The sequence below is a fragment of the Mesorhizobium sp. M1329 genome, assembly GCF_040318035.1.
Classification (GTDB): Bacteria; Pseudomonadota; Alphaproteobacteria; order Rhizobiales; family Rhizobiaceae; genus Mesorhizobium.
Window position 1 is genome coordinate 1 of sequence record NZ_JAMYLN010000007.1, and the last position, 25,316, is coordinate 25,316.

Here is a 25,316-nt window from a genome sequence, read left to right on the forward strand (position 1 = left end):
CCCCCGCGCCCTCGCTGGGGGTTTGTGGCCCCCCTTTTGCCCTGTTGTGGGGGTGCTTTTTTTTTTCTGCTTTGGGTTTCCTTCCGCCGGGGGGCCGGGCCCCGCCCCCCGCGACGAACACAACCGCGCCCAGCCGGGCGAGCATCTTTCCGTCCATGACGTTGCCCTCATTCGCCGTTCTGGAACATGCGGACGTTGCCCGGCTGGTAGCCGGCGCCCGGTGTCAGGAACCGGCGGCGCTGCTCGCGGCCCTGTTCGGCGGCCGCGGCCTGCTCAGCCGATTGAAGCGCTTGCGCCCGGCCGTTCGCGGCGACCACGGCAGTCAGGTCGGCGAACTGCTGCGCCTGAAGGCCGAGAAGCTGGTTGCCGGCCTGCGCCGCTTGCAGCGCGCCGGTGGCGCCCTGGCTCTGCCCGATAAGCGCGGACATCTGGGTTCGATTGGTGTCGATGTTGCCGACGACCCCGGCTTGGACACGCATGGCGTCCTGAAGGCCGCCGACGGTGTTCTGCCAACGCTCGCGTGCGCCAGCGATCAACTGCTGGTCCGAGGCCGAGAGCGAGGCATTGCCGTAGGTCGTCTGGAACGCCTGGTCGATCTGCTGGACGTCGAAGGCGATGTTCTGCGCCTGTGTCAGCAGTTGCTGGGTACGCTGGACCGACTGTTGAAGCTGCTGGAGCGAGGAGTAAGGCAGGCTCGCAAGGTTGCGGGCCTGGTTAATCAGCATCTGGGCTTCGTTCTGGAGCGAGGTGATCTGGTTGGTGATTTGCTCGAGTGCGCGGGCGGCCTGAAGGACGTTCTGCCCATAGTTCGTCGGATCGAAAACGATGAAGGCGTGGGCCGATGTCGTGATCATCGGCGACAGCGAGAGAGGTGCTGTCGCGAGAGCCGCCGCAATGCGTGCGGCAAGCGAACGGGAACGGATAGTCATGGTTGGGCCTCCTGCTGGACTTGGGAACTGAGGTTGGTCAGATTGGGGATGAGGTCAGCGGCCCACGCGACGCCGCGGGCCCGGAGCCATGCCGGCACGAAGCCATCACGACCGGCATCGGCTAGGACGCGCTCGATCGCGGCCTGGTCGGTCTTGGACGAGGCGGCGGTGAAGGCGAAGGCCACTTCGCCGAGACCCAGCTCGAACAGGCGGTTGCCGCGGCGACTCTGGCAGTAGTAGTCACGCTTCGGGGTGGCCCTCGCGAGGATCTCGATCTGGCGGTCGTTAAGGCCGAAGCGCCGATAGATCGCCGTGATCTGCGGCTCGATCGCGCGCTCGTTCGGCAACAGCAGCCGCGTCTGGCAGCTCTCGATGATGGCAGGTGCAATCGCGCTGCGGTCGAGGTCGGAGAGTGACTGCGTGGCGAAGACGACGCTGGCGTTCTTCTTGCGCAGCGTCTTTAGCCATTCGCGGAGCTGGCCAGCAAATCCCTCGTCATCCAGAGCGAGCCAGCCTTCATCGACGATCAGCAGGGTAGGCCGACCGTCGAGCCGGTCCTCGATGCGGTGGAACAGATAGGAGAGTACGGCCGCCGCCGCGCCCGTGCCGATCAGCCCCTCGGTCTCGAAGGCCTGCACGGAGGCCTCGCCGAGCCGCTCCGTCTCGGCGTCGAGCAGCCGGCCGTACGGTCCGCCGACACAATAAGGTCGAAGGGCTTGCTTCAGAGCCGATGATTGTAGCAATACGGAGATGCCGGTCAGCGTGCGTTCCTCGACTGGGGCCGACGCAAGCGAGGTCAGCGCCGACCAGAGATGTTCCTTCACCTCCGGGGTAATGGCGACGCTCTCGCGCATCAGGATCGCCACGATCCAGTCTGCCGCCCAGGAGCGCTCGGGTGTATTATGGATACGCGCGAGCGGTTGGAGCGAGACGGACGCCGCGGCGCCGTCGGTCAGGTCCCCGCCGAGGTCATGCCAGTCGCCGCCCATGGCCAGTGCGGCCGCGCGGATCGAACCGCCGAAGTCGAACGCGAAGACCTGAGCGCGTTCGTACCGCCGGAACTGCAAGGCCATCAGCGCCAGCAGAACCGACTTGCCGGCGCCGGTCGGACCGACGACGAGGGTATGGCCAACGTCGCCGACATGAAGAGAAAACCGGAACGGGGTCGAGCCTTCGGTCCTTCCGAAGAGCAGGGGGGGCGCTGCAAGATGCTCGTCCCGTTCCGGCCCCGCCCACACCGCCGAGAGCGGGATCATGTGGGCGAGATTGAGTGTGGAGATCGGTGGCTGCCGGACGTTGGCGTAGACTTGGCCGGGCAAGCTGCCGAGCCAAGCGTCGACCGCGTTGATCGTCTCGGCCATCGCAGTGAAGTCCCGGCCCTGGATGACCTTCTCGACAAGGCGCAGCTTCTCGTCAGCAATGCGGGGGTCGTCGTCCCAGACGGTGACAGTCGCCGTGACAAAGGCTTGCCCGATCAGGTCGGAGCCGAGTTCCTGGAGCGCGAGATCGGCGTCGGCCGCCTTGTTCGCGGCATCGCTGTCGACGAGCGTCGATGCCTCGTTGGTCATCACCTCCTTGAGGATGGCGGCGATCGACTTGCGCTTGGCGAACCACTGCCGACGAATCCTGGTCAGCAGCCTCGTCGCGTCGGTCTTGTCGAGCATGATTGCGCGTGTCGACCAGCGATACGGAAAGGCCAGCCGGTTCAGCTCGTCGAGGATGCCGGGTGTTGTTGAGGTCGGGAACCCGACGATGGTGAGAATGCGCAGGTGCGCCGTGCCGAGCCGCGGCTCGAGGCCACCGGTCAGCGGCTGATCCGCAAGCAGTGCGTCAAGATACATCGGGATTTCGGGCACGCGGACGCGGTGGCGTTTCGTCGAGACCGTCGAGTGGAGGTAGGTCAGCGTGTCGGCGTCATCGAGCCATGTGCTTTCGGGCATGAAGCCTTCGACGAGTTGGAGGACACGGTCAGTGCGTTCGATGAAGCCGCGCAGGATGGCGCGGACATCGACGCCGCCTTGCGCCTTGCCCTCGTAGAGCCAGCTCTCTGCGCGCGCGGCGTCCTCGGCCGCCGGCAGATAGAGGAAGGTCAGGTAGAAGCTGGACTCGTAGTGCACGCCCTCTTCCTCGAAGTCGGCTTTGCGTTCGGCGTCGACGAGTGCGGACGCCGCGTCGGGAAACCGGCTCTCGGGATAGCGCTGTGCCGGCAGCCGCGCGGCTTCGACAAATATCGCCCAGCCGGAGCCGAGGCGGCGGAAGGCATTGTTCAGACGGCCTGCAACCGCGACCAGCTCGGCCGGCACCGACGATTCGAGATCCGGCCCGCGAAAGCGTGCGGTCCGTTGGAAGGAGCCGTCCTTGTTCAGAACCGCGCCTTCGCCGACGAGGGCGACCCAGGGCAGGAAGTCGGCCAGGTGGGAAGATGTTCGGCGATATTCGGCAAGGTTCATCATGGCCGACTCTTGATCCTTCGCTTCAGACGTTCAGATGGCCGGGAATGCGCAGATGCCGGCGCACCACGTCGACGAACATCGGGTCCCGCTTGGCCGCCCAGACCGCTGCGAAATGGCCGATCGCCCAGAGCATCAGGCCGACAAGCCAGAGCCGCAGGCCGAGACCGAGCGCCGCAGCCAGCGTGCCGTTCAGGATGGCGACCGCCCGCGGCGCGCCGCCGAGCAGGATGTGTTCGGTCAGCGCGCGGTGGACGGGGGCGGTGAAGCCCGGAACGTCGGTGCCAGTGTCGAGGATGGCTGCCATCAGACGAGTGCCCCGCCGCCGAAGGAGAAGAACGACAGGAAGAAGGAGCTGGCCGCGAAGGCGATGCTCAGCCCGAACACGATCTGGATCAGCCTGCGGAAGCCGCCTGAGGTGTCGCCGAAGGCGAGCGTCAGGCCGGTCACGATGATGATGATCACCGCCATGATCTTGGCGACGGGCCCTTCGACGGATTCGAGGATCGACTGAAGAGGCGCTTCCCACGGCATTGAGGAACCGGCGGCATGGGCGGGCGACAGCATCAACGTAGCGTAGGTGGCAAAGGTCACTGTCGCGACGTGACGGCGGAAATTAAGGGCATGGCGGATCATGGACGGTCTCCTTGGGGCTCGATCGTTGCGGGGGTGATGACGTAGTCGCCGGTCGGGCCCAAGCTCTCGACCCCAGCCAGTTCGGCAAGACGGCGGTGCGAGCCGCGACCGGAAAGTACGGCCACCAGGTCGATGGTCTCGGCGATCAGCGCGCGCGGCACGGTGACGACGACTTCCTGGATGAGCTGATCCATCCGGCGGAGCGCGCCGAGGGCGGTCCCGGCATGGATGGTGCCGATGCCACCAGGATGTCCGGTACCCCACGCTTTGAGCAGGTCGAGTGCCTCGGCCCCACGCACCTCGCCGATTGGAATTCGGTCAGGCCGCAGACGCAGCGACGAGCGGACGAGATCGGAGAGCGAGGCGACGCCATCCTTGGTGCGCAGCGCTACCAGGTTCGGCGCGGCACATTGCAACTCGCGAGTGTCCTCGATGAGCACCACGCGATCGCCGGTCTTGGCGACCTCGGCGAGCAGCGCGTTGGTGAGCGTGGTCTTGCCGGTCGAGGTGCCACCCGCGACGAGAATATTCTTGCGGGCCGTGACGGCTGCGCGCAGCAATTCGGCGTTGTCGGCCGTCATGATGCCGGCGGCCACATAGTCGCCAAGGGTGAAGACGGCGACCGCTGGCTTGCGGATTGCAAAGGTCGGGGCTGATACGACAGGTGGCAGAAGCCCCTCGAATCGTCGGGCAACTCGGCGGAGACGCGTGGGCGGCCGGAATGGACCTCGGCGCCGACATGGTGGGCGACGAGACGGACGATGCGCTCGCCGTCGGCAAACGACAGATTCTCGCCCGTGAAGGCGAGCCCATGCGAAAGACGGTCGACCCAGAGCCGCCCGTCGGGGTTGAGCATCACCTCGACGATTTCGGGATCTTCCAGAAATCCAGCAATCGCCGAGCCCAGCGCTGTGCGTAACATGCGCGCGCCACGGCTGGACGCCTCCGAGTGCTGGTAGGAAATCGCCATGTCGTCCCCTTTTTGCCAACGAACCGCAAAGGCGGCCGTGGCTTGGGGATGATTAGAAGAGGCAGGAATTTGGACCTGGCAACACCAACAATGCGGCGTCGTAGCCTAGCGTGCAGACACAGGGAAACGGCGGGTCGTCGGAATACTTGGAATCCGCTTCGCGACGACTATTCAGCCTTCATTGGCAGACTCGACGGCTCTTCAGGCGACGTGACGCCGCCGATGTCGTCGGGAATCTCCCGAAGAAAACTTTGTCCCTTTTGCAGGCGCCGGCCCAGCGCTTCAATGAACCCCTCGAATCGCTCACGGCCCTTGATCTGGGCAGCGGCCTGGGCGTCGTTCGGGAGCGGCGGCGTGATGGTGAGCCAGAAGCGGACGAACAGTGCCAGGGTCTCCGCGGTCACGCCGAGATCGCGTTCCATGCGTTGTACCTGTCGCGAGAGCCGATCGAGGCGTCGGGTGAATGCCGCCTCGCGCCGGTCGGCGCCATCCGGCGACAGGAAGGAGGTGACCGCAGCCTCGACAATCGCCGAGCGGGAGAGCTTCTTGCGATCGGCAAGTTCAGCGATCTCTCTCAACATTGCAGGCGGAAAATAGACGTTCATCCGGTCGCGCATGATCCAGCCTCACATCTCGATGCCATCATTGGGGTCAAGCGCAACCTGGCGGGCGACCCCGCGCATCTGCTGGCGCAGGATGCGGCCTTGGCGGGCGGTGTCTTCCGGCTCGTCGTCATCGATGATGGCGAACTCTTCCTGCGGCCTCAGTCCGCTGTTCTCCCTGGCGATGGCGACGTGATCCGGCAGCTCGGGTTCGCGGCGAAGGCCGCCATTGGCCGCGTCCTGTTCCTTGTCCGCGTCGGCCAGGAGCATCGGGGAAGGCCTCTGCGGGGCAAGCGGCGACCAGTTGTCCTTGCGTTCTGACCAGACACTCTTTGCCGGATCGGGGGGCGGCAGCAAACGTTCCTTGAACCGTTCGTCCTCGTAGTAACGGGCCTTCTTTGCACGGATCGGCGGGGTACCGGCCACCATGACGATCTCGTCGCTGGGCGGGAGTTGCATCACTTCGCCTGGCGTGAGCAGGGGCCTCGCCGTTTCCGAGCGCGAAACCATCAGATGCCCAAGCCAGGGCGACAGGCGGTGCCCGGCATAGTTCTTCATCGCTTTCATCTCGGTGGCGGTGCCGAGAGCGTCCGAAACGCGTTTGGCCGTCCTCTCGTCATTGGTCGCGAAGCTTACCCGGACATGGCAGTTGTCGAGTATCGAGTTATTGGCGCCGTAGGCTTTCTCGATCTGATTCAGCGATTGCGCGATGAGGAAGGCTTTCAGGCCGTAACCCGCCATGAACGCCAAAGCGCTCTCGAAGAAATCGAGCCGGCCGAGGGCCGGAAATTCGTCGAGCATCATCAGGACACGGTGACGTCGGTCCTTCGCATGAAGATCTTCGGTCAGGCGCCGGCCGATCTGATTGAGCACCAACCGGATGAGCGGCTTCGTGCGCGAAATGTCGGAGGGCGGCACAACAAGGTAGAGGGTCGCCGGCCTTGGGTCGGCAACGAGGTCAGCAATCCGCCAGTCGCAGCGGCTCGTCACCTCGGCAACGACGGGATCGCGATACAGACCGAGAAACGACATCGCGGTGGAGAGCACGCCTGACCGCTCGTTGTCGGATTTGTTCAGTAGCTCGCGTGCTGTGGAGGCGACCACGGGATGCGGACCGCCTTCTCCGAGATGCGGTGTTGTCATCATCGCAGCCAGCGTGGTCTCGATTGGCCGCTCGGGGTCCGACAGGAATCCAGCGACGCCGGCTAGCGTCTTGTCGGGTTCGGCGTAGAGGACATGCAGGATCGCTCCGACGAGAAGAGAGTGGCTAGTCTTCTCCCAATGATTCCGCTTCTCGAGCGACCCCTCGGGATCGACCAGCACGTCGGCGACATTCTGGACGTCGCGCACTTCCCACTCGCCACGCCGCACCTCGAGGAGCGGGTTGTAGGCGGAGGACTTCGCGTTCGTGGGATCGAACAGCAACACCCGCCCATGCGTGGCGCGAAATCCTGCCGTGAGCTGCCAGTTTTCCCCTTTGATATCGTGGACGATCGCCGAGCCCGGCCAGGTGAGAAGAGATGGCACGACGAGGCCGACGCCTTTGCCGCTTCTTGTCGGTGCGAAGCACAGCACATGTTCCGGCCCGTCGTGCCGTAGGTAGTCGCGATCGAGTTTGCCGAGCACTACGCCGTCAGGGCCGAGCAATCCGGCCGACTTGATCTCATTCGGTTTCGCCCAACGCGCCGAGCCGTAGGTCTCGACGTTTTTCGCCTCGCGCGCCCGCCAGACCGACATGCCGATCGCCACGGCGATGGAGATGAAGCCTCCAGAGGCCGCGATGAATGCGCCCTCGACGAAGATCGGCGGCGCATAAGCGTCGTAGAAGTACCACCACCAAAAAAAGGCCGGCGGGTAATAGAGCGGAACGCCCGCCAGTTCGAACCACGGTGTGCCGAGCTGTGACTGGAAGCCGAGCCTCCACGCCGTCCATTGCGTCGCCGACCAGGTCGTGACGAGCACGATCAGGAAGACGACAGTGATCTGGCCCCAGAGGATTTTCGTGGCGGACAATAGCAAGTTCCTCGACAGCAAATGCCATCAAGGTCGGTGCTCAGGGCAGACGATTGCAAGGCGTCATCGTCGCGGGTCGCAGTCCCGGCGAGACTAGAGAACATATACAGGAGAAAGAGCAGGCAGGCGACGGCGGCGGGCGGCCCTAGGTCCCTCATCCGCCGGCGAAGGCAGTGGACGCTCGCACTTATGAGGCGTCCTGTTTGATAGTCGATCAGACGTCCTGTTTCGGCACGAAAAACCGGCAGGGCAACCTTCCCCGTCGACGAGAAGTCTTGATCGCTTCTATCTCCTATTATCGAACGTTGGGTGGTTGTATTCGTTCGCGACGTTGGTGGTGGCAGCCATCCAGCGTCCCGTGAGAGTGTCATTCCATCATGATGACCTCGCCAAGATCGGCGAGGCGCTCGATCACGTGATCCGGTCTGAATGGAAACCGATCCATGTCAGCCCGCGTGCTCACACCAGTAAGTACAAGCGCTGTCTTCAGGCCCGATTCCAATCCGGCGACCACGTCCGTATCCATTCTGTCACCGACCAGAATCGTATCGGCCGCACCAACTCCTAGCCGGTCGAGCGCACTTCGCATCATGAATGGGTTCGGCTTCCCAACGAAGTAGGGCTGGCGGCCGGTAGCCTTCTCGATGAGTGCTGCAACCGCGCCGCATGCCGGATGGAACCCGCGCTCTGTCGGGCCGGTCGCATCCGGATTGGTGGCAAGAAACCACGCTCCCTTTGCCACAAGCTCGGCGCCAGTGGCGATTTGTTCGTAGTGATATGAAGTGGTGTCCCCGAGGACCACAAAATCCGGCCCATACTCCGTGATCCGGCAGCCTGCGCTGCGCAGGGCCTCGACCATCCCGTGGTCGCCGATGACATAGGCGGATGATCCTGGCTTTTGCAACTCGACGAACCGCGCGGTAGCCAATGCCGAGGTGTAGATGTGTTCAGGGGTTACGGGGAAGCCAACTGCTCTGAGACGCTCGGCATGATCTTCCGGCGTAAAGCGAGAGTTGTTAGTGAAGATTTGAAACGGCTTGCCAGTGGCAATCAGCGCCGCGACATAGTCGATCGAGCCTTCAATCGGTTGGCCGCCGCGGACCAGAACCCCGTCCATGTCGAGAAGGTGCGCTATGATCATCGTCTCTCAACCATCGATGCCTTTGGGTGGATGCGCGGCTTGAGCATGTGCCGTGTCACGCGCGCGGTAAGTCGCAAGAGTGCCGGCAAAATACCCATTGAGAACGATGTGGGAAGGGCACCCAATCGCTCATGCGGCAATAGGACGTCGCAGCGTGAAAAAAGGGCCGACCTAGTCCGGTCGCCAGGCGCACTGGCTCAGCCGTTGCACGGATGCTTGCGCACATGCGCGACGCGTCGGCGATAGACAGACCGCGATCGGCCAACTCCTGCCATCCAGCACTCGTGAAGGGTCCGTGCCACTGAGGATAGTGAATGGCGGGGTTAGGGGCCAGTCAACCGCCGATACTCAGGCCCGAAGATCAAAGCTCCCGGTAGTCGAGCCCGATATCGAGGATCGGGGCGCTGTGGGTCAACCAGCCGATGGAAATCAGATCGACGCCAGTCGCGGCGACGGCTGGCGCCGTCGCGGCGGTGATCCTGCCCGACGCCTCGGTAATCGCCCGGCCGGCAACCAACGCCACCGCCCGACGAAGCTCGTCGACCGACATGTTGTCGAGCAGGACGGCGTCCGGAGTGAGCGCCAGCGCCTCTTCCAGCTGGGCCAGAGTATCGACCTCGACTTCGACCTTGACGAGATGGCCGACGCTGCTTCGCGCGCGTTCTATTGCCGGGCGGATACCGCCGGCGATGGCGATGTGGTTATCCTTGATCAGGATGGCGTCGTCGAGGCCGAAGCGGTGGTTGGCGCCGCCACCGGCGCGCACGGCGTATTTTTCTACAGCCCGCAATCCGGGGGTCGTCTTGCGCGTGCAGACGATCTTTGCGCCATGGTCGCGAACCGCGGCGACGACCGATGCCGTCGCCGTGGCGATACCGCTCAAATGACAGAGAAAATTGAGCGCCGTCCGCTCCGCCGTGAGTATGGCCCGGGCCGAACCGCACACCGATGCAATGATCTCTCCGGGCGCGACTTCGCTGCCGTCCGCACGCTCCACCTTCATGTCGACGTTCTGGTCGATGAGCCGGAAGGCGAGCATCGCCAGATCGAGCCCGGCGACAGTTCCGGCCTGGCGGGCTGTCAGCACGGTTGTCGCATGATGGTCCTTCGGTACGACCGCATCCGAGGTCAGGTCGCCGGCCCTGCCGAGGTCTTCGAGCAGAGCTGCCCGTACCAGAGGCTCTAGCATGATTGCGGGAAGTGGTGGCAGGTTCATCACAGGACGCTTTCCAGCGTTGGGGAGGATGCAAGTTCCCGCGCTGCGGCCATGGCCGCGTCGAGTGTGATTTGGGAGCGGCGGGCGACGGCGGCATGGAGGGGGAAGTCCGTCCGGAAATGAGCACCGCGGCTTTCCCGGCGCAGCAAGGCGGCAATGGTGATCATCAGCCCGACGGCGGCGGGATCGGACGCTGCGTCGTGCGGCTGCAACAGGGGCAGCAAGGCGCGCGCAGCCTCTTTCAACCCTTCGCCATCCCGCGTGACGCCAAGGGCACGTGACAGGAGAGGGCGCACTGGCCTTGGATCTGGCGCGGGTAGGTCAAGTGCCATCGCTCGCTTTCCACCGCCGTCAGACGACCCGGCGATGCTTTCGGCAACCCAGCGAGCGCAAACGACGGCCTCGGTCAGCGAGTTGCTGGCAAGCCGGTTGGCGCCGTGCAGCCCGGTTGAGGCGACTTCGCCGCAAGCCCAAAGTCCCGGAATGGACGTGCGCCCGGCCAGATCCACGGCGACGCCACCCATGTGATAGTGCTGGGCAGGCCGGATGGGAATGAGGTCACGCGTCGGATCGATGCCGGCCTTGCTGCAGGCTGACGCGATCGTCGGAAAATGCTGCGCGAATGTCGCGCCTGGCTTTTCGCGTACGTCGAGGAAGACGTGATGGCCGTCGGCAAGATGCCTCCAGACGGCGCGCGCCACAACGTCGCGCGACGCGAGTTCCGCACCTCGCACGCCGACGAGGAAACGTCGGCCTGTTTCGTCGACGATTGTTGCGCCTTCGCCGCGGACCGCCTCGCTGATGAGCGGCATGGGGCGTTCCGACCCATCAAGCGCTGTCGGATGGAACTGGATGAACTCGAGGTCGGCAAGGGTTGCACCGGCACATGCTGCGAGCGCCAGGCCTTGTCCCCAACTGCCCAGCGGGTTTGTCGTGTCATGGAACAGCCCGCCGATCCCGCCAGTGGCGAGAACGACCCGTCCCATGGCGAGAAACACCGGACCTGTCGAGCAACTCGCCAGCACGCCAGTGATCCTGCCGTCCTCCACGGCCAGCCGGCGTGCTTCGATGCCCTCGACAACCTCTATTGTCGGCGTGGAGCGCACGGCGGCGACAAGTGCGCGCATGAGCTCCCGTCCGCTGCCGTCACCCCCGGCATGAACGATGCGCCGCCGGCCATGCGCGGCTTCCAGCCCGAGACGCAGAGCTCCTTCGGGTGTCCGATCGAAGCGAACCCCAAGGCGCGCCAGATCCTCGATCGCGGCAGGCGCCGCGTACACGATGCGCCTTGCTGCTTCCGCATCGCAAAGGCCGTCGCCTGCGGCGAGCGTATCGGAAAGATGGAGCGCTGGTTCATCATCGTCGCCCAGGCTGGCGGCAAGTCCGCCCTGCGCCCACGCACTCGACGCGTCCGCGCCAAGCGGCGATCTCGACAGCAGAAGCACCGGCTCGTGCGCCAGATGCAGCGCAGTCACCAGTCCGGCTATGCCGCCGCCGATGATGACCGATCGGCCGGCGAGATCGCGGACGTCCATGCTCATACCGCCAGCATCCGCTCGACGGCCAGACGCGCACGCCCGGCAATCTCGGGCTCGATGGTTACGACATGGCGGTTCTGCTCGAGCGCTGTACGGATGTTGGCGAGCGTTATCCGCTTCATGTGCGGGCACAAATTGCAGGGGCGGATGAACTCGACTTCGGGGTGGTCGACCGCGACATTGTCGCTCATGGAACACTCCGTCATTAGCACGACGCGGGGCGGCTTTTGCCGCCCGACATAGTCGGACATGGCCGCGGTCGAGCCGGAGAAATCCGCTTCGGCCACCACTTCGGGCGGACATTCGGGATGCGCCAGCACCGTCACGCCGGGATGGTCCTCGCGCAACTGGCGAATGTCGGCAGGCGTGAAGCGCTCATGCACCTCGCAATGCCCTTTCCAGGCGATGATCTGCACGTCGGTCTGCGCGGCGATGTTCTGGGCCAGATACTCGTCCGGCAGCATGATGACCCGAGAAACACCCAGCGACTCCACGACGGCTTTCGCAGTGCCTGAGGTACAGCATATATCGGACTCGGCCTTCACCCCGGCCGATGTGTTGACATATGTGACGACCGGCAAGCCCGGATAGCGCTGCCGAAGCAGACGGACATCCTCGGCGGTAATCGAGTCCGCCAGCGAGCAGCCGGCCTCCATGTCGGGAATGAGCACCGTCTTTTGCGGATTGAGCAGTTTCCCCGTCTCGGCCATGAAATGCACGCCGGCCAGCACAATGACGTCCGCTTCGACCGACATCGCCTTGCGGGCAAGCGCCAGGCTGTCGCCAACGATGTCGGCGACACAGTGGAAGATCTCCGGCGTTTGGTAGTTGTGCGCCAGGATGACGGCATTCCGCTGCCGCTTCAGATCAAGGATGGCGTCGATATCGTCGGTGAATGCCGGCCACTCGATCGGTGGGATGACCCGTCGCACCCGGTCGTAGAGCGCGGCTGTGCGCGTCGAGGCGTTGTGCATGTCCGGCACCCTTATCCTCAGAGTGAGTATAACTAAGGCATATACTCACTCTGAGGATAAATAGAGTCAAGTCCGCGACAGGGGTAATTTCGTCCCGGCGGCCGCCCGCTCGTCGAGGACAGCATGACGAAAGCGGAAGAGCTTGGCAGGCCGTCCGACGGTTTCGGCTGTCGTCCCCCCCGCTTCCTCTACAAGATCCTGCTGCTCGATGAGCCGCCGGAAATTCGACTTGTGGATCAGCCTCCCGGCAAGCGCTTCGACAGTGCGCTGCAATTGCAGCAGGGTGAATGCCGGCGGCATCAGCTCGAACACGACGGGGCGGTATTTGATCTTGGTGCGAAGCCTGGCGATCCCCGTTGCCAGAATGCGGCGGTGATCGACAATCATCGACCGACCGGGGATGGACGGCGGACTGCCGTTGTCCCCGCCACGTGTGGCCTCCGCTACCAGCACGGCTTCATAAAGCAGTTCGTATCGCTGCAGGACAAGTTCCTCGTTCCAGTTCCGACCATCCAGGCCGAAGGCATAGGCCACGCGCTGCCGGCGATCACGGCGCATGTTCATATTTTCGGCTCCGTCGGCCCAGGCCAAAAGTCTGGGCATGAGGACATCGGCCAGGATGGGCGGCACGCCTGCGCGGTGATCTTCCCATGGAAAATAGTCGTACCAGCCTCGCCAGCCGTGCACTGCGGACCTTTCGGCCTGCTCTTCGCGCGTCAGGCCGAGATAGCTGATCGAGATCACCCGTTGCACATGCTCTTCGCCTATCCGATCACGGTCGGCGAACGTGTAGAGCTGTTCGATATAACCCAGGGGATGGCCGGTCTGCCGTTCCACCCATGCTCTCAAACCCGACTGCAAGGAACGATGGCCGAGTTCAAACGGGCCCGAAGGCAAGGCACTTGCCTGGCCAACGGTGAGCACGCGTGGCTTGCCATCAGTGACGGCGATCACAACGGCGATCAGATCTGCGCTGACCGCCTGGCTTCGCCCGCTTCTTCCGGTCTGTTTCTTCGCCAGTGTTGTCTTGTCTTGCATAGGGGGTTGAAGGCATTCCGATTATCAAGTCGCCCCGAGAGGACCAACCTGAGTGAAGGGTGGACCGCCGCCTGCCGCCCGTCAACGTTCCGCGCGGCACTAGAGTCCCAAAGCACGTTTCCGGCCGAAGCTCCATTGAATGCCGCCTCCATCCCTGGCGACGCCGGCGATGGTCTGACCAAGTCTTCTTTCGAGCGGAGGCGACCACGGCACGAGCTGGAAGCCGAGGCCGTTGTCGATCATCGCGAAGCGGCCAGACGTGAGCGTCAGGCGCTGGCGATAGACTCCGCCGACATTCTCGCCGGCGGCCGCCTTCATGTGAGACAGGCCGGTTTCGGCCGAGAGCCGCGCGGCGGTGGCATCCAACTCTCGGCGACTCAGCGTATTGAGGAGGTCGCGCTGCAGGATGATGCGCTGGCCCTGTCGTCGGGCGAGGCGCTCCTCGGCGAGATGGTCTGCACGAGCTGTCATGGCGTCGCGCACCTCGCGGCCGAACCCGCCCATCGCCAGCGGCATTGGTTCGCGTTCGACCAGCCGATGATCGAGCCACGTCGCCCCCGGTGCGGTGATCTGGCGGTTGAGGTCGAAGTCCGAGCGGTTGGCGAGCACAAGCGTCGGCCGTTCGTCCTCCGCCCCGCCGAAGCGGCGCACCTCGACGATGCCGCCAATCGGCGGCGAGTGCTCAAATGCCTCGATGCCACGGAACCTGACGTGATGCGCACGTCCGTCGGTGCTGTCGATGACGGCGTAAGCCTCACCGGTCAACTCGTTCTGAAGGCCTTTGTCCACCAGCCGGCCGATGATGGGCGCGCCCCTCGCGCCAGAGTCGATCACATAGTCGGCGATGCCGCGATCCTGCCGGAGCTCGGTGAAGGCGCGGTGCATCGTCTTGATGATGTCGCCGCGCAATCCGAGCTCCCGGAGTGAGCGTTCGGCTTCAAGACCGACCATCCATTCGCCAGAACTAGCCGGAGTGGCCAGGCCCATCTTTTCCAGATGCTGGATCCGGCCGATCATCAGGCGGCGGGTCTCTGGATCGGCGGCGCCGGTCGCCTCGGGGCGCAGGTCGATGTACCCGGTCTCGTCGGCGGCAATGCGGATCTCCACATCGAGCCGCGTCCAGCGCTCGGCAGTGATCTCCTTCTCCAGGGCGTTGCGGACTTCGTGCTCGGGTCGGGGTCCGAGTTCGATCGACACCAGTTCCTCGGCGCGGGAGCGCAGGCCACGGCTAATGTAGTCGCGCGAGATCACGAGATCCGCGCCGGTGTCGTCGACGCCTCGCACCAAAAGATGGACGTGCGGGTTGTCGGTGTTCCAGTGATCGACAGCGACCCAATCGAGCCGTGAACCAAGGTCGGCTTCCATCTGCTTGGCAAGGTCGCGCGTGAAGGCGCGAAGGTCCATCATCTCGCCGGCGTCCTCAGGCGAGACGATGAAGCGGAAATGATGCCGGTCATCCTTGGAGCGCTGGGAGAAGGCCATGTCATCGGCTCGTTCGCTGCCGGCGTCGAACATCACCGCCTTTTCGCCGGCGCGAGTCACGCCGTCGCGCTTGAGATAGGACAGGTGTGCGGCGAGCGGCGCGGAGCGAAACGCCTTGCCGGAATGCCGGGCAATTCGCGCGGCGACGACGACACGACGACTGGACGAGAAGAGCCGGTTCCGGCTGAAGCTGATCCGGCCGCGGCCGAAGCTTGAGCGCCCCAGAACGGGCGAGCGGCCGTTCCTCGGTGCCGAACTGGACGCGCCATCGGTGTGGCCAGCACGTTTGGCCGCGCGCAGCACCTGGTTGACGAAGCTCTTCGCCTTCGGCGCGCGGGTGCTGCGGATGCGTCCTGGCCGGAGGCGAAAGTCGCTGTCGCCCTCGCTCATGGCTATCCCGCCAACAGGGGCGTTAGCCGGACAGTGCCGGAAACCACTTTGAAATAGTTCACAAAATCCTCAAGCGCGGCACGCGCCCCGACCGACAGGCACGCCGGAAACCAAGCCACATCAATGGCTTGGCTGACGACCGGCGAGCCCCTTTTATCTTGCCGTCCGAAGTTCGTGTTTCCTCGCCTCTCCTGCAATTCCCTCCACCCTCCGCCATTCCACGCCGGTTCGCGCGATCCCGCGAAACTCGTCATCGTGGGCCTCCAGTGCTGGGACGGGCGATGAACAGGCCTTCGGAAACGGGCGAGATGGCGGAGAGATCGTGCACGGGAGTTGCCGCCGAGGCGTCATCGGGCTGACGATCGCGCGGTGCAGGATCGACAGCCGGCGTGTGCTCGGACTGGGCGGCGAACAGCGTTGCGCGCGCCCAGTTATTGCGCTCGACGGCCCCGGCTACGACGAAAGGGCGATCGATTTTTCCGCCTCCGACAAGAGGCGCGAGGGCAGCGACGTAGGCGCGGGTTTCGGCTGGTAGCGCACGGCGGCCAGCGAGATATTCCTCGTAGCGGCCGGGGCCAGCATTGTAGGCGGCGAGGAAGCCCGGGGAGCCATAGCGGTCGTGCATTTCGCGCAGATATGCCGTGCCCGCCAGGATGTTGTCGCGCTTGCCGTAGGGATCGCCGCCGAGATGATGGCGAAGGCGAAGTTCCGTCCACGTGTCGGGCATGATCTGCATCAGCCCCATGGCGCCCGCAGGCGAGATCGCCCGGACGTCGCCATGGCTTTCGGCACGCATGACGGCGCGTATCCAGGTCTTTGGAATGTCGAAACGCCGCGACGCCTCGGCGATGATAGCAGCGTAGGGGTCGCCTGCCGCCGTCCGTTCGATCGGCGCATTTTGCGCGACTGTAGCGGGCGGCAAGGCGGCGACCGAAAGAAAACCGGAAAGGAGAAAGCGGGCGACCTTGGGAAGGCCGGCGGTGGAGCGACGGTGAGTGAGCGGCATGGCGTCACTCCCGCTCGCCGCGCTTGGGTGGACGGTTCCAGTGCAGCGACCACGACGCATCGTCGGCATCGGATTGGAACAGGTGGGCCCGGATCGGCTGCGTGAAGATGGGATCGTCGAACAGCAGCGAGACGTATTCGCCGGCCTTCTCTCCGGTACGCTTCCAGCCCGCACCAACCTCCGGACCGTCGCCGTCCCCGAGATGAACGCGATAATCCGGCGCATTCTCGGCGTCCGACGGCTCGGCCGGAACCACGGCGACCTGCACGTCAAGGCTGAGCGTGCGGAGGTGGCCTGAGTATCCGGACTTCGTGCGGGTGAACTCCCCGATCTGTGGCATTTCGTACTCCTTTCTGCGGCGGTCATTGACGGTTCAGGCGTGTTCAGTGGGTTGGAGCGCGCCACTCGTACCGCCCTGTCCCGTCCTCATCGGTCCAGAGTGGCGACGCGCGGCCGATGATCGAACTGTTCTCAATCGGCCCGAAGTAGCGGCCGTCGAGGCTGTCGCGAACGTCCCAGTTCATGAGGAAGAGTTCGTTGCTGGCGATGCGGCGGCAGCCCTGCCAGACCGGCAGCGGTCGGCCGAGCCGGTCGCGTTCGAGCGCCTTACCCATCGCGATGCCATCGACGGTGATACTCACGCCGTCGCGACAGACTTCCTGTCCGGGAAGGCCCACGACCCGCTTCATCAGTGGCACACCGCGTGGCAGATAGCCGCCGTCGGCGAGGAAGCTCGCCAGCGGCTCCGGTGTGTCGATGGCGACCAGATCGGTCACCTCGATCCGTCCGGCTGGCTGTATGCTGTAGAGACCGATCGGCGCGCTGGCTGACGCGTTCCAGATCAGTTTCGGCGGGACATGAATGAAGGACAATCCGCCGATCGCCAGCACGGCGAAGTAGGTCGTCATGACGTAGCCGAACCGCGTCATGGTTCGGCCCTGCGGCGCTGGAGCCAGGCGTGATGACGCTCGCGGGTGTAGGGGCGTGGCTCGTGGCCGGCGTTGAGACGGTTGTGGACGTGTCGCCAATGGTCGGGCGCGACATCGACGGGGTCGATGCCGAGCGCCTCAATGGCGTCGATGGCCTGCAGCACGCGCTCGACCTTCGGCCAACGGTCGACTTTCAGAAGGATGTCGCCGCCTGGTCTGACGAAGGGCAGCGTCTGGAACGGTTCGCCGTCACGAACCGTGCGCAGGATGTCGATGCGCGAGATGATCGTGCCGAAGTCATTCGCGGCCCAGCGGACGAAGGCGAAGGTCGTGTTGGGCGCAAACCCGACGACGCGGTGGCGCTGGTCGAGAACCTGCTCGTGAATCTTGCGACCGAACCTGATCCAGTGCTCGATCCGCTTCTCGATCCAGGTCAGCTCAACGAGGGTTGTGGATGGTGTGGCAACGTCGGACTGTCGGCCGCCGCGCATACGAGGCGTCTGGTTTCGGGTCACGGAGTGTCTCCTTGGCTCTCGGGAAATTCGCGGGCGAGCAGGTCGCGCAGCATGTCGGCGACGGTCTGGCCGCGCTGGAAGGCGACGATCTTGATACGACCGCGCAGCTCAGGTGTGACGTCGATCGTCAGCCGGGCGGTGAAAGCGGAGCCGTCACTGCTTCGACCCGGCGGCGCTATCCCGGATTCCTTGATCCAGTCCTCGGCGGTGCCGGGACGGGCCGTGAAGCCGCGCTTCGGGGATCGCCCATTCATGGCGCGATCCTTCCGATCTCGGCGGCGAAGGCCGCAATCTCGCGTGAAGACGGGCTATCCTCATCTGTCTCAAAGACGAGGCGACCCGATTGCGCGGAATCGGCAAATGCGACGCGTTGGCCAATGGTCGCGGCGAGCACGGGCGGATCGTGATCGGCCAACGTCTCGGCTGTTTCGCGAGCGATGACGGTGCGCGTGCCGAAGCGATTAAGCACGAAGCGCGCAGCAAGTTCGGGGCGGTAGATCCGTGCCTCACGGATCAACGCCAGCATCTCGGCTGACGCCCAGCCGTCGAACGGCGATGGCTGAACCGGGACAAGCGCAAGATCGGCCGCGAGCAGCGCCGAGCGCATCAGCGCGGCGACACGGGGCGGCCCATCGATGACGATATGATCGGCACCACGGGCCAGTTCGGGCGCCTCGCGATGCAGTGTATCGCGCGCCAACCCGACAACCCCGAACAGCCTTGGCAGACCTTCCCGGGCGCGCTGCTGCGACCAATCGAGAGCCGAGCCCTGCGGGTCGGCATCGATCAGCGTGATACGCTTTCCCGTCCTGGCCCATTGCCCGGCGAGATGCAGCGCCAGCGTCGTCTTGCCGACACCGCCTTTCTGATTGAGGAGCGCTACGATCATTTTGCCCCTCGCGGCTTAGGTTCGAGGGGAAGTTCAGGTGTCGGAACACCGGATTTACTGAAAGACGTATGCGGGAAGATCGGGGGCTGAAACGTCTGTGTTTCGTCGCGATTGCCGTCGTCGGCAGAGCTTTTGACGATGCCGCGCGCGGCATAAGAGTTAGATTCTGTGTTAGATTCTAAGTTAGGTGCGCGAGTTTCGCTTGCTGTGCAGTGCGTTAACCCCTGTTTGGGTTCCCGATAGCACGAGCCTCGGGTTCCCGATGGCACGATAGTGTGGGTTCCTGATAGCACGAGGCCGTCCACAGGCTTTCCTTGAGGAGACGGCTCGAAGGAGAGCAGCACCCGGCCGCTAGTTTCGACCTCGATGAACAGCGTGTACCCGGGCAGCGGCTGGCGGCGGACGATATCGCGCAGTTCGAAGGCAAATCGCTTAAAGGGTGAGAGGCTACCGGACTTCAGGTAGAGATGGCGGAAGTCGAAGCGCCAGCCGGCGCGCTGTCGGCCGCCATGCTTGCGCACGAGCCGATAGAGCCAGCGGTCAAGCCCGCCCGTCAGCGAAAAGTAATCGCGGTCGATGGTGAGAACGAGGGCATCGTCGAGGATCGCCTGGTAGAACCAGTCGGGAACGATCAGCTCAATGCCGGCAGGACGACCGTGATGATCGGTGCGCTCGACCCATTCGTTGATCCAGGAGAAGCGGTGCCGGCGGCCCTGCGCGGGCTGGCGGATTGTCGTCGCCACTGTTGTCGATTGCAGGCGATCAAGTGCCGCCTTGAGACGCTGGTAGTCGCGAGCGCCGACGCCGCGTCCGATGAAGGTGAGAATTTCGTAGGGCGTCGCCGCCATGAGGCGCGACGTGCGCAGTCCCGCGTCGCGCGCCTCGACGATCTGGCTCGCGGCCCAGATCAGGATATCCGCATCCCAGATGGTCGCCATGCCGTGCTCGGCCACGGCCTCGACGCGAATGACGACGTCCGCGGCGGAGAAGTCAATGGGCTGCGTCCGATGGGATTTGGAGAGGCTGAAGAACGGATATGCCATGAGATCCTGCGTGTCTCGGGGTGCGAGATCGCCGCCGCGCGCACGGAACAGTTCGAGCTGTCCGCGTTCAGACTGAGGGCGACCGCGCACCAGCATTGAGGGAACCGACGCGACGGTCAGCGGGCGTGGCGGCCGGCAACGACCGGCGTCACGGCCTCATGGCGCTTTGCGGGGAGGACGGCGCCGCGAGGATCGGAGGTCGAGGTGACGGCGCCCCTGTCGGCCCAGGCCTGCAGGTCGTCGATCGCGTAGACCACGCGACCTCCGAGCTTGCGATAGGAGGGGCCGGTCCCGTAGGTCCGGTGTTTCTCCAGGGTGCGGCCGGACAGACCCAGGAATCGGGCCGCTTCGGGAGTACGCAGAAAGCGTGGTGGCAAGCCGGAGAGGTTGGCGGACATGATCGGGCCTCCGAGAGGTTCGTTGAGGCCGCTGGCGATCAGCGGCGGACGAAGGCCACGGTGGCGGAGAGGCGCCGCGAGGGGGATGGCGAAGAAGGGCAAGCTAAATTCGCACCCCGCCGGGGCGCGAAGCGTATCAGGACTTGCGGCGATGGCGCAGAAGCTTGCGATAGCCGCCGGCGATCATGGCGCGGCCGTCCTTGACGAGGTCTATGGTGCTGTCTCGAAGCGCCGAGGTCTTCCAGGAATCTGCTGCGACGCGCGGCGCGCCGTAGATGACGTTTGCGATCTCGCGGTAGCTCGCGCCGCTCATGCTGCCGTCGACTGCCTGCAGCATGTGGCGCAGCCTTCGTCGCTGCTGAGCCGTCAGGCGGGTATCGGGGAAAACGCGACGGCTATGCAGCGCCCGCCAGAGCCGTGTGATGGCGTCGATGCGATCGAGGCCGTCGGCGTCAAGCGGAACAAGGGCCGCAAGCGGCTGATCGGGCCGAGCATCGCCGAGCACCAGTAGGCGGATGGCGGCGGCACCCTCGCCGTACACAGTGCTCAGCCCCTCCGGGCCGAGCTGCGCGTTGCGCGGATCAAGTTCAGGTGGCGCAACGCTGTCCAAGCCCGGCAATGCCGGGATCGCTGTGAGCATGACTGTGCCCGGATCGGTTTCCGGCGCCCAGAACACCACCGTCTCAATGGCACTGAAAGTTGGGTGGACAGGGAAATCGCAGCCCCCAGCGCATTCGCACCATGTTCGTCAGGCGCTCACGGTCCGCGTCGGGATGTTCGACTTCAGCGTAATCGCGCTGATAGTCGGCATTGCGGCGCAGCCATTCCCAGGCGAGGTCGGCGGCGACGAGGTCGTCCAGGTAGTCGTACGTCGACGAGGATCGCCACTGTGATGTGTCCGGCCGCATCAGTGTCCTCCAAGCGTGCATGTCTCGTACATGCTGGGAGCGACACGATTGCCGGATCGAAAGACCTCGGGAAGCCCTCGCGTGGACAACGCGCGATGCGGGCGCTGCATCGCGGTCGAGTTAGTGACGGCTCTCGCGAACAAGCTTGCGGTAGCCATGCTCTGTCATCCAGCGTGCGCGGGCAAGATGGGTGTCGTAGACGCGGCGGGCTCGTTCGGGTTCGAGGTCAGCATCTAAACCAAAGAGGATCGAGACCGCCTCGTGCCAGTCGGCACCGTCCGCCGCCGCGTCAAGCAGGCGAATATATAGCGTCATGTGCTCGCGATCGTACCTGGTGATCTCTTGGCTCTCTGGTGGCTGGTCCAGAAACGCTTCTTGTGTCACGCCGATCTCCCACAGCCAGTCATCGCAGCGTCTGCATCATTGTTAGCAGTATCGGCTGGCAGGTGAATGCGCGAGTGCACGAAGGCATCAGGTGATGCGCGCGGCGCATCGCCGCGCCGGTCCGTGAGAGACTAGGACGAACTGGGGGAATCGATCTTCGCACGAACAAGCATCACTCCTTCCCCTTGGTCGGAGGACAGAAAGACGATACCGCTGCTCTCAAGGATCCGGCGCACCTGATCGCGCGTTGTCTCGTACACCTTGAAGTCGTTCGCGGACTCAAGGCGCTTCAACGCGGTCAGCGATACCAGGGCCTTCTCAGCGAGCGTCTCCTGCGTCCAACCAAGCAACGCGCGCGCGGCCCGCGTCTGTCGGGCGGTGATCATGCATGACCACCTCCTACAGACCTAAATGCGCACGCCAGAACTACGACTAAAATAGTCGTTCTTTGGTGATATGGCGAGAGAAAAGTGCCGCGCGGAGCTGGCTTTGGGCAATTAAGCCCGAACTGATTCGGTCGCCCGAAAAGGCTGGCCCCGCCCGGTGTGTCCGGGCGGGGCATTGTTCAGGCGGCCTACTCGCCGTTACGGCGGCTGGGGCGGGACCAGATGAGGCTGAAGCCTTCACCTTCTTCGTCGTCGAAGAGGTTGGCATAGATTGGGGCGTTGAAGCTCGGGTCGTCCAGCTTCAGGCCGAGGTAGTCGCGGCCCTCGTTTGAGGTCTTGGACCAGGCGGCGCCGATCTCGGCGCGGCCGACGAAGACACGGTGGCTGGGAGCGTTCTCGCCGACCTGACGCGTCTCGGGGACGATGCGGACGTTCTTGGTCTGAAGGCTCAGGGTGACGATTTCGCCGGTGAATTCGTTGCCGGACTTTTTGAAGGTGCCGATGGTCGCCATGGTAGTTCTCCTTGATCTCTGCTCGAGCCCGCACCATTGCGGCCTCGATGGCGATCGGCAGGCCGGAGGCGATCGACGCGGCATCGCTTGCGACCGCAGCGTCAGCGGAGGATGGCAGCCAGGCGACTTTGTTGTCTCGCGAGGAATGACGGCACAGCCGGCAGGGGAAGAAAGTCGATCGGCGCCATTGCCGCATAGGCGGTCGAGGCATAGCCGACCTTCGGTCAGATCAGGCCATTGATGAGGCCGTTTTGGAGCGGTCGACCTGCAAGAGGACCTCAAGCGAGAACATGGCGACCAACGTTCACTTCGAATAGCCGGCGTTGCTCTACGGCGCTCAGCCCGCCTTTCGACCATATCCGCGATGTCACCGGAATGAGCCTCCCAGGGAGAAGAACGCCGTTGCATCTGTGATCGACGGCCGCTTGAGGTCGTCATAGCGGTCAAAGCCAGACGGGGTACTGCTCGAATCTGTGCCGTGCGGGTGGGAACCCCTTGGGCTTGAAAGCTCTGTCCGTGACCCTGACGCAGCGAGGAGCGGCTTGGTCGTGATCCTCGCTGTCCTGGCCCTCAATCTCTGGACAGCGCCTAGCCGCGAGCGGCCCCTCGCATGGGTGGCTCGGGCGGTGCCATCGCCAGCAACCGAACCCAAGCGGCAATGCCGACGGCGATCGCGCCGACGATCGAGAACACGATTTGCCAGCCCACGGACGGCACAGCGAGCGTCGCAAGACCAAGTGTCGCGTGATAGCCGGCGACCGATGCTGGTGCGGCAAAGAGGAGAGCGACCGCAAGACGAGCCCAGACCGGGCGCACGAATGTGAAGGTGAATTGGCCGACCGCGAGCGTGGCGCCGGCAGCTGCGATGCCGACGATGAACGCGCCGATCGGACCGGCCCCGGTGCCGTAGGCCCACATTCCGGCAGTCACGCCTACGAAGAACGGAAGCGCGTAGACAGCGAGCGTGAACAGGAGCCAGCAAAGGAATCCGATGCCGGCGATGCAAATAAGGATACCGAGGAAGATCATGGTGGTGGTCTCCGTGAGATAAAGTCTGACGGTCGCGCCTCCACCACCACCACGGCGCGGTTTGAAGTATAGCCGAAGATGAGCGGCGGCGGGAGCGGAAATCCGGCGGGACTTCCGCTCCTGCGGCAAGGCCGCTCCCGGTCAGGGAGCGAAAGGATCGATTTCGTGGACGATGGCGACGGTATCGCCGTCGTATTCGCTGGCGGGCATGACGCCGAGGCTGCCGTCGCCGGCCTGAAAGATGATGATGGTGACCATGAGGGTTGCGGCGAGGCTGAAGGCGAAGGCGTGAGCGTCGTTGAGTGACATTGTTCCGGCTCCTGTCTTGGAGGCGGGAGACCATCCCCCGCGCGACAGGCGCCCGAGTGTCCAGTCCATGGCCGCAATCACCGCTGGGGCGAAGCCTCAAGGCCGCACGCTCGCGTAGCGGACCTTTTACGGGTTGATGGCGTCAGGCCATGGGCCGGACCAAGGATCAGCGCTATTTGGAAGCGGGGGTGGTGTTCACTTGCCCAGGAGTCGTTGTCACGAGCCCTGAAGGCCCATTGCCCCTTCTGCAATCGGCGCAGGGTATGGTCGGTCAGATCGTTCTGGAGGATTGGTGTCATGGCAGAATTCAAGGATCGCGATCTGCATTTAGTGAAGAAGGCGTTGGCCATCGCAGTGCTGGCGATCGCGCGACAGCCGGGGCCGTTTCAGTCAGCATCGGATCAAAGCGACATGAAAGCGCTGCTAGACCAGTTGATCGAGGGCGATGTCGAAATGGAGCACTACTCGCGTGCCGCCCGGATCGCGGTGACGGGCAAACCTGACTGAAAGCCGGTTTTCATTGGAAATGGCGATACGGCTTTACGGAAATACAGCGGCGCTCACGCGCCGTCCTTCTCGCGGAAGTCGTGGGACTTGATGCCGAGCTTCCTCGCCTTGTCTGCAAGGTTGTCCTGGATGCCGGTGCCTGGAAAGACGATGACGCCGATCGGCAGGATGTCCAGCATCGCATCGTTGCGTTTGAACGGTGCGGCCCGGCCATGCTTGTCCCAGTCAGGAGCGAAGCCGACCTGTGGGACCTTGCGATTGTCGGCCCATTTGGCGGCGATCAGTTCAGCGCCCTTTGGCGACTTGCCGTGGATCAGCACCATGTCGGGGTGCTTGGCGTGGACCTTGTCGAGAACGTCCCAGATGAGCTGGTGATCGTTGAAGTCGAGCCCGCCGGTCAGGGCGATCTTCGGGCCAGTTGGAAGCATCACCTCGGTGTCGGCCTTGCGACGTGCGGCGAGAAAGTCGCGGCTATCGATCATCGCCGAGGTGAGGTGCCGATGGTTGACCATCGATCCGGTGCGCGGTCGCCACGCCGATCCGGTGTGTTGCTCGTAGTGGTCGGCGGCCTGGTCGCGCATCAGCTCGAAAGCGTCGCGCCGTTCGATCATGGTCTGGCCTTGCGCTGTGAGGTTTTCTAGTTCGACCGCCTTGATCTCGGTGCCGTCTTGTTCGCGCTGCAGCCGGCGCTGCGCCTGCTCGTTGTCGTCCAGTTGCCGCTTGATCCGCATCACGGCGCGGTGGAAGACGTTGGCGAAGGACCAGAGCAGGTCGTCGAGGTCGGGTTCGAGGCGCGTATCGGCCAGGGCGGCGATGAGGGCGTCGAAGATGTCGGCCACGGCTCCGGACGCATGATCGCCATCGGGGAGTGGCCGCGGGTCGGGCTCATCCACAAATGGGCGCCAGCCATAGAGCTGGAGTTCGGTGAGGACGTGGTGGGTCGGGGATGCGGCGTGGTGCGGTTCGGTGTCTTCGTGCTCGCTCATGGGGATGCTCCCGTCGGTCTGACCGCGACCCTCGCGGCCTTCATGGCGACGAAAGCCCCACAGGCGGGACGGCCCGACACCCGCAGCGAAGCGGAGGGCCGGAACGAAGCGGAGGATGGCGGTGGCCGGCTATTTT

General features: G+C 64.3%; 29 protein-coding genes and 1 pseudogene. 1 reads left to right on the forward strand and 29 read right to left on the reverse strand.

Going from position 1 to position 25,316, the window contains the following annotated elements:
- Positions 1-167: 167 nt before the first annotated feature.
- The 28 genes and pseudogenes from trbJ to NKH21_RS09010 form a co-directional block, all read right to left on the reverse strand.
- Positions 168-929, reverse strand: a complete 762-nt coding sequence (gene trbJ, locus NKH21_RS08875) for a P-type conjugative transfer protein TrbJ (protein WP_352864301.1) — start codon at positions 927-929, stop codon at positions 168-170.
- On the reverse strand, positions 926-3,382 hold the full coding sequence (trbE, locus tag NKH21_RS08880; protein WP_352864304.1) for a conjugal transfer protein TrbE: 2,457 nt from the start codon (positions 3,380-3,382) through the stop codon (positions 926-928). The genes trbJ and trbE overlap by 4 nt, the downstream gene beginning before the upstream one ends.
- Positions 3,383-3,404: 22 nt before the next feature.
- Positions 3,405-3,686, reverse strand: a complete 282-nt coding sequence (locus NKH21_RS08885; RefSeq protein WP_352864306.1) for a VirB3 family type IV secretion system protein — start codon at positions 3,684-3,686, stop codon at positions 3,405-3,407.
- The gene (locus tag NKH21_RS08890) at positions 3,686-4,015 is read right to left on the reverse strand and encodes a TrbC/VirB2 family type IV secretion system protein (RefSeq protein ID WP_352864308.1); all 330 of its coding nucleotides are present in this window, start codon (positions 4,013-4,015) and stop codon (positions 3,686-3,688) included. The genes NKH21_RS08885 and NKH21_RS08890 overlap by 1 nt, the downstream gene beginning before the upstream one ends.
- Positions 4,012-4,985 (reverse strand): annotated as a pseudogene (gene trbB / locus NKH21_RS08895) (P-type conjugative transfer ATPase TrbB). The gene NKH21_RS08890 and the pseudogene trbB overlap by 4 nt, the downstream one beginning before the upstream one ends.
- 167 nt (positions 4,986-5,152) lie before the next feature.
- The gene (locus NKH21_RS08900) at positions 5,153-5,602 is read right to left on the reverse strand and encodes a ribbon-helix-helix domain-containing protein (protein WP_352864310.1); all 450 of its coding nucleotides are present in this window, start codon (positions 5,600-5,602) and stop codon (positions 5,153-5,155) included.
- Positions 5,603-5,611: 9 nt separating this feature from the next.
- Positions 5,612-7,600, reverse strand: coding sequence for a conjugal transfer protein TraG (locus NKH21_RS08905; RefSeq protein ID WP_352864312.1), 1,989 nt, complete (start codon positions 7,598-7,600; stop codon positions 5,612-5,614).
- Between the two features lie 367 nt (positions 7,601-7,967).
- Positions 7,968-8,741 carry an HAD-IIA family hydrolase gene (locus NKH21_RS08910; protein WP_352864314.1) on the reverse strand — a complete coding sequence of 258 codons (774 nt, stop codon included), beginning with the start codon at positions 8,739-8,741 and terminating at the stop codon, positions 7,968-7,970.
- Positions 8,742-9,102: 361 nt separating this feature from the next.
- The gene (gene nadC, locus NKH21_RS08915; RefSeq protein WP_352864317.1) at positions 9,103-9,957 is read right to left on the reverse strand and encodes a carboxylating nicotinate-nucleotide diphosphorylase; all 855 of its coding nucleotides are present in this window, start codon (positions 9,955-9,957) and stop codon (positions 9,103-9,105) included.
- Positions 9,957-11,498 (reverse strand): L-aspartate oxidase, encoded by a 1,542-nt coding sequence (locus NKH21_RS08920; RefSeq protein WP_352864319.1) that lies wholly within the window; start codon positions 11,496-11,498, stop codon positions 9,957-9,959. The genes nadC and NKH21_RS08920 overlap by 1 nt, the downstream gene beginning before the upstream one ends.
- Positions 11,495-12,469 (reverse strand): quinolinate synthase NadA, encoded by a 975-nt coding sequence (nadA, locus tag NKH21_RS08925; protein ID WP_352864322.1) that lies wholly within the window; start codon positions 12,467-12,469, stop codon positions 11,495-11,497. The genes NKH21_RS08920 and nadA overlap by 4 nt, the downstream gene beginning before the upstream one ends.
- Before the next feature lie 66 nt (positions 12,470-12,535).
- Positions 12,536-13,507, reverse strand: a complete 972-nt coding sequence (locus tag NKH21_RS08930; protein ID WP_352864324.1) for an NUDIX hydrolase — start codon at positions 13,505-13,507, stop codon at positions 12,536-12,538.
- Between the two features lie 99 nt (positions 13,508-13,606).
- A complete protein-coding gene (locus NKH21_RS08935; protein WP_352864326.1) occupies positions 13,607-15,379 on the reverse strand; it encodes a relaxase/mobilization nuclease domain-containing protein in 1,773 nt (590 codons plus the stop codon).
- A 250-nt stretch (positions 15,380-15,629) separates the two neighbouring features.
- Complete coding sequence (locus NKH21_RS08940; RefSeq protein ID WP_352864328.1) at positions 15,630-16,385, reverse strand: lytic transglycosylase domain-containing protein; 756 nt, start codon at positions 16,383-16,385, stop codon at positions 15,630-15,632.
- Positions 16,386-16,389: 4 nt separating this feature from the next.
- Positions 16,390-16,725, reverse strand: a complete 336-nt coding sequence (locus tag NKH21_RS08945; protein ID WP_352864330.1) for a DUF736 domain-containing protein — start codon at positions 16,723-16,725, stop codon at positions 16,390-16,392.
- Between the two features lie 43 nt (positions 16,726-16,768).
- Entirely contained in the window at positions 16,769-17,314 is a 546-nt protein-coding gene (locus tag NKH21_RS08950; protein ID WP_352864332.1) for a S26 family signal peptidase, read from the reverse strand.
- Positions 17,311-17,805, reverse strand: coding sequence for a DUF2840 domain-containing protein (locus tag NKH21_RS08955; RefSeq protein WP_352864572.1), 495 nt, complete (start codon positions 17,803-17,805; stop codon positions 17,311-17,313). The genes NKH21_RS08950 and NKH21_RS08955 overlap by 4 nt, the downstream gene beginning before the upstream one ends.
- Positions 17,806-17,825: 20 nt before the next feature.
- Complete coding sequence (locus NKH21_RS08960; RefSeq protein ID WP_352864334.1) at positions 17,826-18,083, reverse strand: hypothetical protein; 258 nt, start codon at positions 18,081-18,083, stop codon at positions 17,826-17,828.
- The gene (gene parA / locus NKH21_RS08965) at positions 18,080-18,718 is read right to left on the reverse strand and encodes a ParA family partition ATPase (RefSeq protein ID WP_352864336.1); all 639 of its coding nucleotides are present in this window, start codon (positions 18,716-18,718) and stop codon (positions 18,080-18,082) included. The genes NKH21_RS08960 and parA overlap by 4 nt, the downstream gene beginning before the upstream one ends.
- Entirely contained in the window at positions 18,715-19,857 is a 1,143-nt protein-coding gene (locus NKH21_RS08970; RefSeq protein WP_352864338.1) for a replication initiator protein A, read from the reverse strand. The genes parA and NKH21_RS08970 overlap by 4 nt, the downstream gene beginning before the upstream one ends.
- Before the next feature lie 20 nt (positions 19,858-19,877).
- Positions 19,878-20,159, reverse strand: coding sequence for a helix-turn-helix transcriptional regulator (locus tag NKH21_RS08975; RefSeq protein WP_352864340.1), 282 nt, complete (start codon positions 20,157-20,159; stop codon positions 19,878-19,880).
- Between the two features lie 136 nt (positions 20,160-20,295).
- Positions 20,296-20,799, reverse strand: a complete 504-nt coding sequence (locus NKH21_RS08980) for a DUF2285 domain-containing protein (protein WP_352864342.1) — start codon at positions 20,797-20,799, stop codon at positions 20,296-20,298.
- 43 nt (positions 20,800-20,842) lie between these two features.
- Complete coding sequence (locus tag NKH21_RS08985) at positions 20,843-21,067, reverse strand: transcriptional regulator domain-containing protein (protein WP_352864344.1); 225 nt, start codon at positions 21,065-21,067, stop codon at positions 20,843-20,845.
- Positions 21,068-21,187: 120 nt separating this feature from the next.
- Positions 21,188-21,451 (reverse strand): DNA -binding domain-containing protein, encoded by a 264-nt coding sequence (locus NKH21_RS08990; protein ID WP_352864346.1) that lies wholly within the window; start codon positions 21,449-21,451, stop codon positions 21,188-21,190.
- A 131-nt stretch (positions 21,452-21,582) separates the two neighbouring features.
- A complete protein-coding gene (locus tag NKH21_RS08995) occupies positions 21,583-21,837 on the reverse strand; it encodes a helix-turn-helix domain-containing protein (RefSeq protein WP_352864349.1) in 255 nt (84 codons plus the stop codon).
- 188 nt (positions 21,838-22,025) lie between these two features.
- Entirely contained in the window at positions 22,026-22,349 is a 324-nt protein-coding gene (locus tag NKH21_RS09000) for a DUF736 domain-containing protein (RefSeq protein WP_352864351.1), read from the reverse strand.
- A 588-nt stretch (positions 22,350-22,937) separates the two neighbouring features.
- Positions 22,938-23,507 carry a hypothetical protein gene (locus tag NKH21_RS09005; RefSeq protein WP_502911873.1) on the reverse strand — a complete coding sequence of 190 codons (570 nt, stop codon included), beginning with the start codon at positions 23,505-23,507 and terminating at the stop codon, positions 22,938-22,940.
- A gap of 12 nt (positions 23,508-23,519) precedes the next feature.
- Complete coding sequence (locus NKH21_RS09010) at positions 23,520-23,687, reverse strand: hypothetical protein (RefSeq protein WP_352864354.1); 168 nt, start codon at positions 23,685-23,687, stop codon at positions 23,520-23,522.
- Positions 23,688-23,984: 297 nt separating this feature from the next.
- On the opposite strand from NKH21_RS09010, the gene NKH21_RS09015 reads away from it, so the two are divergent.
- Positions 23,985-24,194: a hypothetical protein gene (locus NKH21_RS09015; protein ID WP_352864357.1), complete on the forward strand. Its 210-nt coding sequence runs from the start codon at positions 23,985-23,987 to the stop codon at positions 24,192-24,194.
- Positions 24,195-24,247: 53 nt separating this feature from the next.
- Here NKH21_RS09015 and NKH21_RS09020 read toward each other — a convergent pair whose 3' ends face one another.
- Complete coding sequence (locus NKH21_RS09020; RefSeq protein ID WP_352864360.1) at positions 24,248-25,180, reverse strand: DUF2493 domain-containing protein; 933 nt, start codon at positions 25,178-25,180, stop codon at positions 24,248-24,250.
- Positions 25,181-25,316 lie beyond the last annotated feature (136 nt).

Excerpts from the sequence above, each read along its gene's own strand:
- NKH21_RS08930 (WP_352864324.1), bottom strand. The coding sequence starts at position 13,507 with ATGCAAGACAAGACAACACTGGCGAAGAAACAGACCGGAAGAAGCGGG.
- NKH21_RS08940 (WP_352864328.1), bottom strand. The coding sequence starts at position 16,385 with ATGCCGCTCACTCACCGTCGCTCCACCGCCGGCCTTCCCAAGGTCGCC.
- NKH21_RS08955 (WP_352864572.1), bottom strand. The coding sequence starts at position 17,805 with ATGCGCGGCGGCCGACAGTCCGACGTTGCCACACCATCCACAACCCTC.
- NKH21_RS08920 (WP_352864319.1), bottom strand. The coding sequence starts at position 11,498 with ATGAGCATGGACGTCCGCGATCTCGCCGGCCGATCGGTCATCATCGGC.
- NKH21_RS08960 (WP_352864334.1), bottom strand. The coding sequence starts at position 18,083 with ATGAATGGGCGATCCCCGAAGCGCGGCTTCACGGCCCGTCCCGGCACC.
- trbE (WP_352864304.1), bottom strand. The coding sequence starts at position 3,382 with ATGATGAACCTTGCCGAATATCGCCGAACATCTTCCCACCTGGCCGAC.
- NKH21_RS08890 (WP_352864308.1), bottom strand. The coding sequence starts at position 4,015 with ATGATCCGCCATGCCCTTAATTTCCGCCGTCACGTCGCGACAGTGACC.
- NKH21_RS08935 (WP_352864326.1), bottom strand. The coding sequence starts at position 15,379 with ATGAGCGAGGGCGACAGCGACTTTCGCCTCCGGCCAGGACGCATCCGC.
- nadA (WP_352864322.1), bottom strand. The coding sequence starts at position 12,469 with ATGCACAACGCCTCGACGCGCACAGCCGCGCTCTACGACCGGGTGCGA.
- NKH21_RS09015 (WP_352864357.1), top strand. The coding sequence starts at position 23,985 with ATGGCAGAATTCAAGGATCGCGATCTGCATTTAGTGAAGAAGGCGTTG.
- NKH21_RS09000 (WP_352864351.1), bottom strand. The coding sequence starts at position 22,349 with ATGGCGACCATCGGCACCTTCAAAAAGTCCGGCAACGAATTCACCGGC.
- trbJ (WP_352864301.1), bottom strand. The coding sequence starts at position 929 with ATGACTATCCGTTCCCGTTCGCTTGCCGCACGCATTGCGGCGGCTCTC.
- NKH21_RS08975 (WP_352864340.1), bottom strand. The coding sequence starts at position 20,159 with ATGTCCGCCAACCTCTCCGGCTTGCCACCACGCTTTCTGCGTACTCCC.
- NKH21_RS08945 (WP_352864330.1), bottom strand. The coding sequence starts at position 16,725 with ATGCCACAGATCGGGGAGTTCACCCGCACGAAGTCCGGATACTCAGGC.
- NKH21_RS08970 (WP_352864338.1), bottom strand. The coding sequence starts at position 19,857 with ATGCTGGTGCGCGGTCGCCCTCAGTCTGAACGCGGACAGCTCGAACTG.
- NKH21_RS08980 (WP_352864342.1), bottom strand. The coding sequence starts at position 20,799 with ATGCTCACAGCGATCCCGGCATTGCCGGGCTTGGACAGCGTTGCGCCA.
- NKH21_RS09020 (WP_352864360.1), bottom strand. The coding sequence starts at position 25,180 with ATGAGCGAGCACGAAGACACCGAACCGCACCACGCCGCATCCCCGACC.
- parA (WP_352864336.1), bottom strand. The coding sequence starts at position 18,718 with ATGATCGTAGCGCTCCTCAATCAGAAAGGCGGTGTCGGCAAGACGACG.
- NKH21_RS08885 (WP_352864306.1), bottom strand. The coding sequence starts at position 3,686 with ATGGCAGCCATCCTCGACACTGGCACCGACGTTCCGGGCTTCACCGCC.
- NKH21_RS08995 (WP_352864349.1), bottom strand. The coding sequence starts at position 21,837 with ATGATCACCGCCCGACAGACGCGGGCCGCGCGCGCGTTGCTTGGTTGG.
- nadC (WP_352864317.1), bottom strand. The coding sequence starts at position 9,957 with ATGAACCTGCCACCACTTCCCGCAATCATGCTAGAGCCTCTGGTACGG.
- NKH21_RS08985 (WP_352864344.1), bottom strand. The coding sequence starts at position 21,067 with ATGCGGCCGGACACATCACAGTGGCGATCCTCGTCGACGTACGACTAC.
- NKH21_RS08950 (WP_352864332.1), bottom strand. The coding sequence starts at position 17,314 with ATGACGCGGTTCGGCTACGTCATGACGACCTACTTCGCCGTGCTGGCG.
- NKH21_RS09010 (WP_352864354.1), bottom strand. The coding sequence starts at position 23,687 with ATGTCACTCAACGACGCTCACGCCTTCGCCTTCAGCCTCGCCGCAACC.
- NKH21_RS08900 (WP_352864310.1), bottom strand. The coding sequence starts at position 5,602 with ATGCGCGACCGGATGAACGTCTATTTTCCGCCTGCAATGTTGAGAGAG.
- NKH21_RS08910 (WP_352864314.1), bottom strand. The coding sequence starts at position 8,741 with ATGATCATAGCGCACCTTCTCGACATGGACGGGGTTCTGGTCCGCGGC.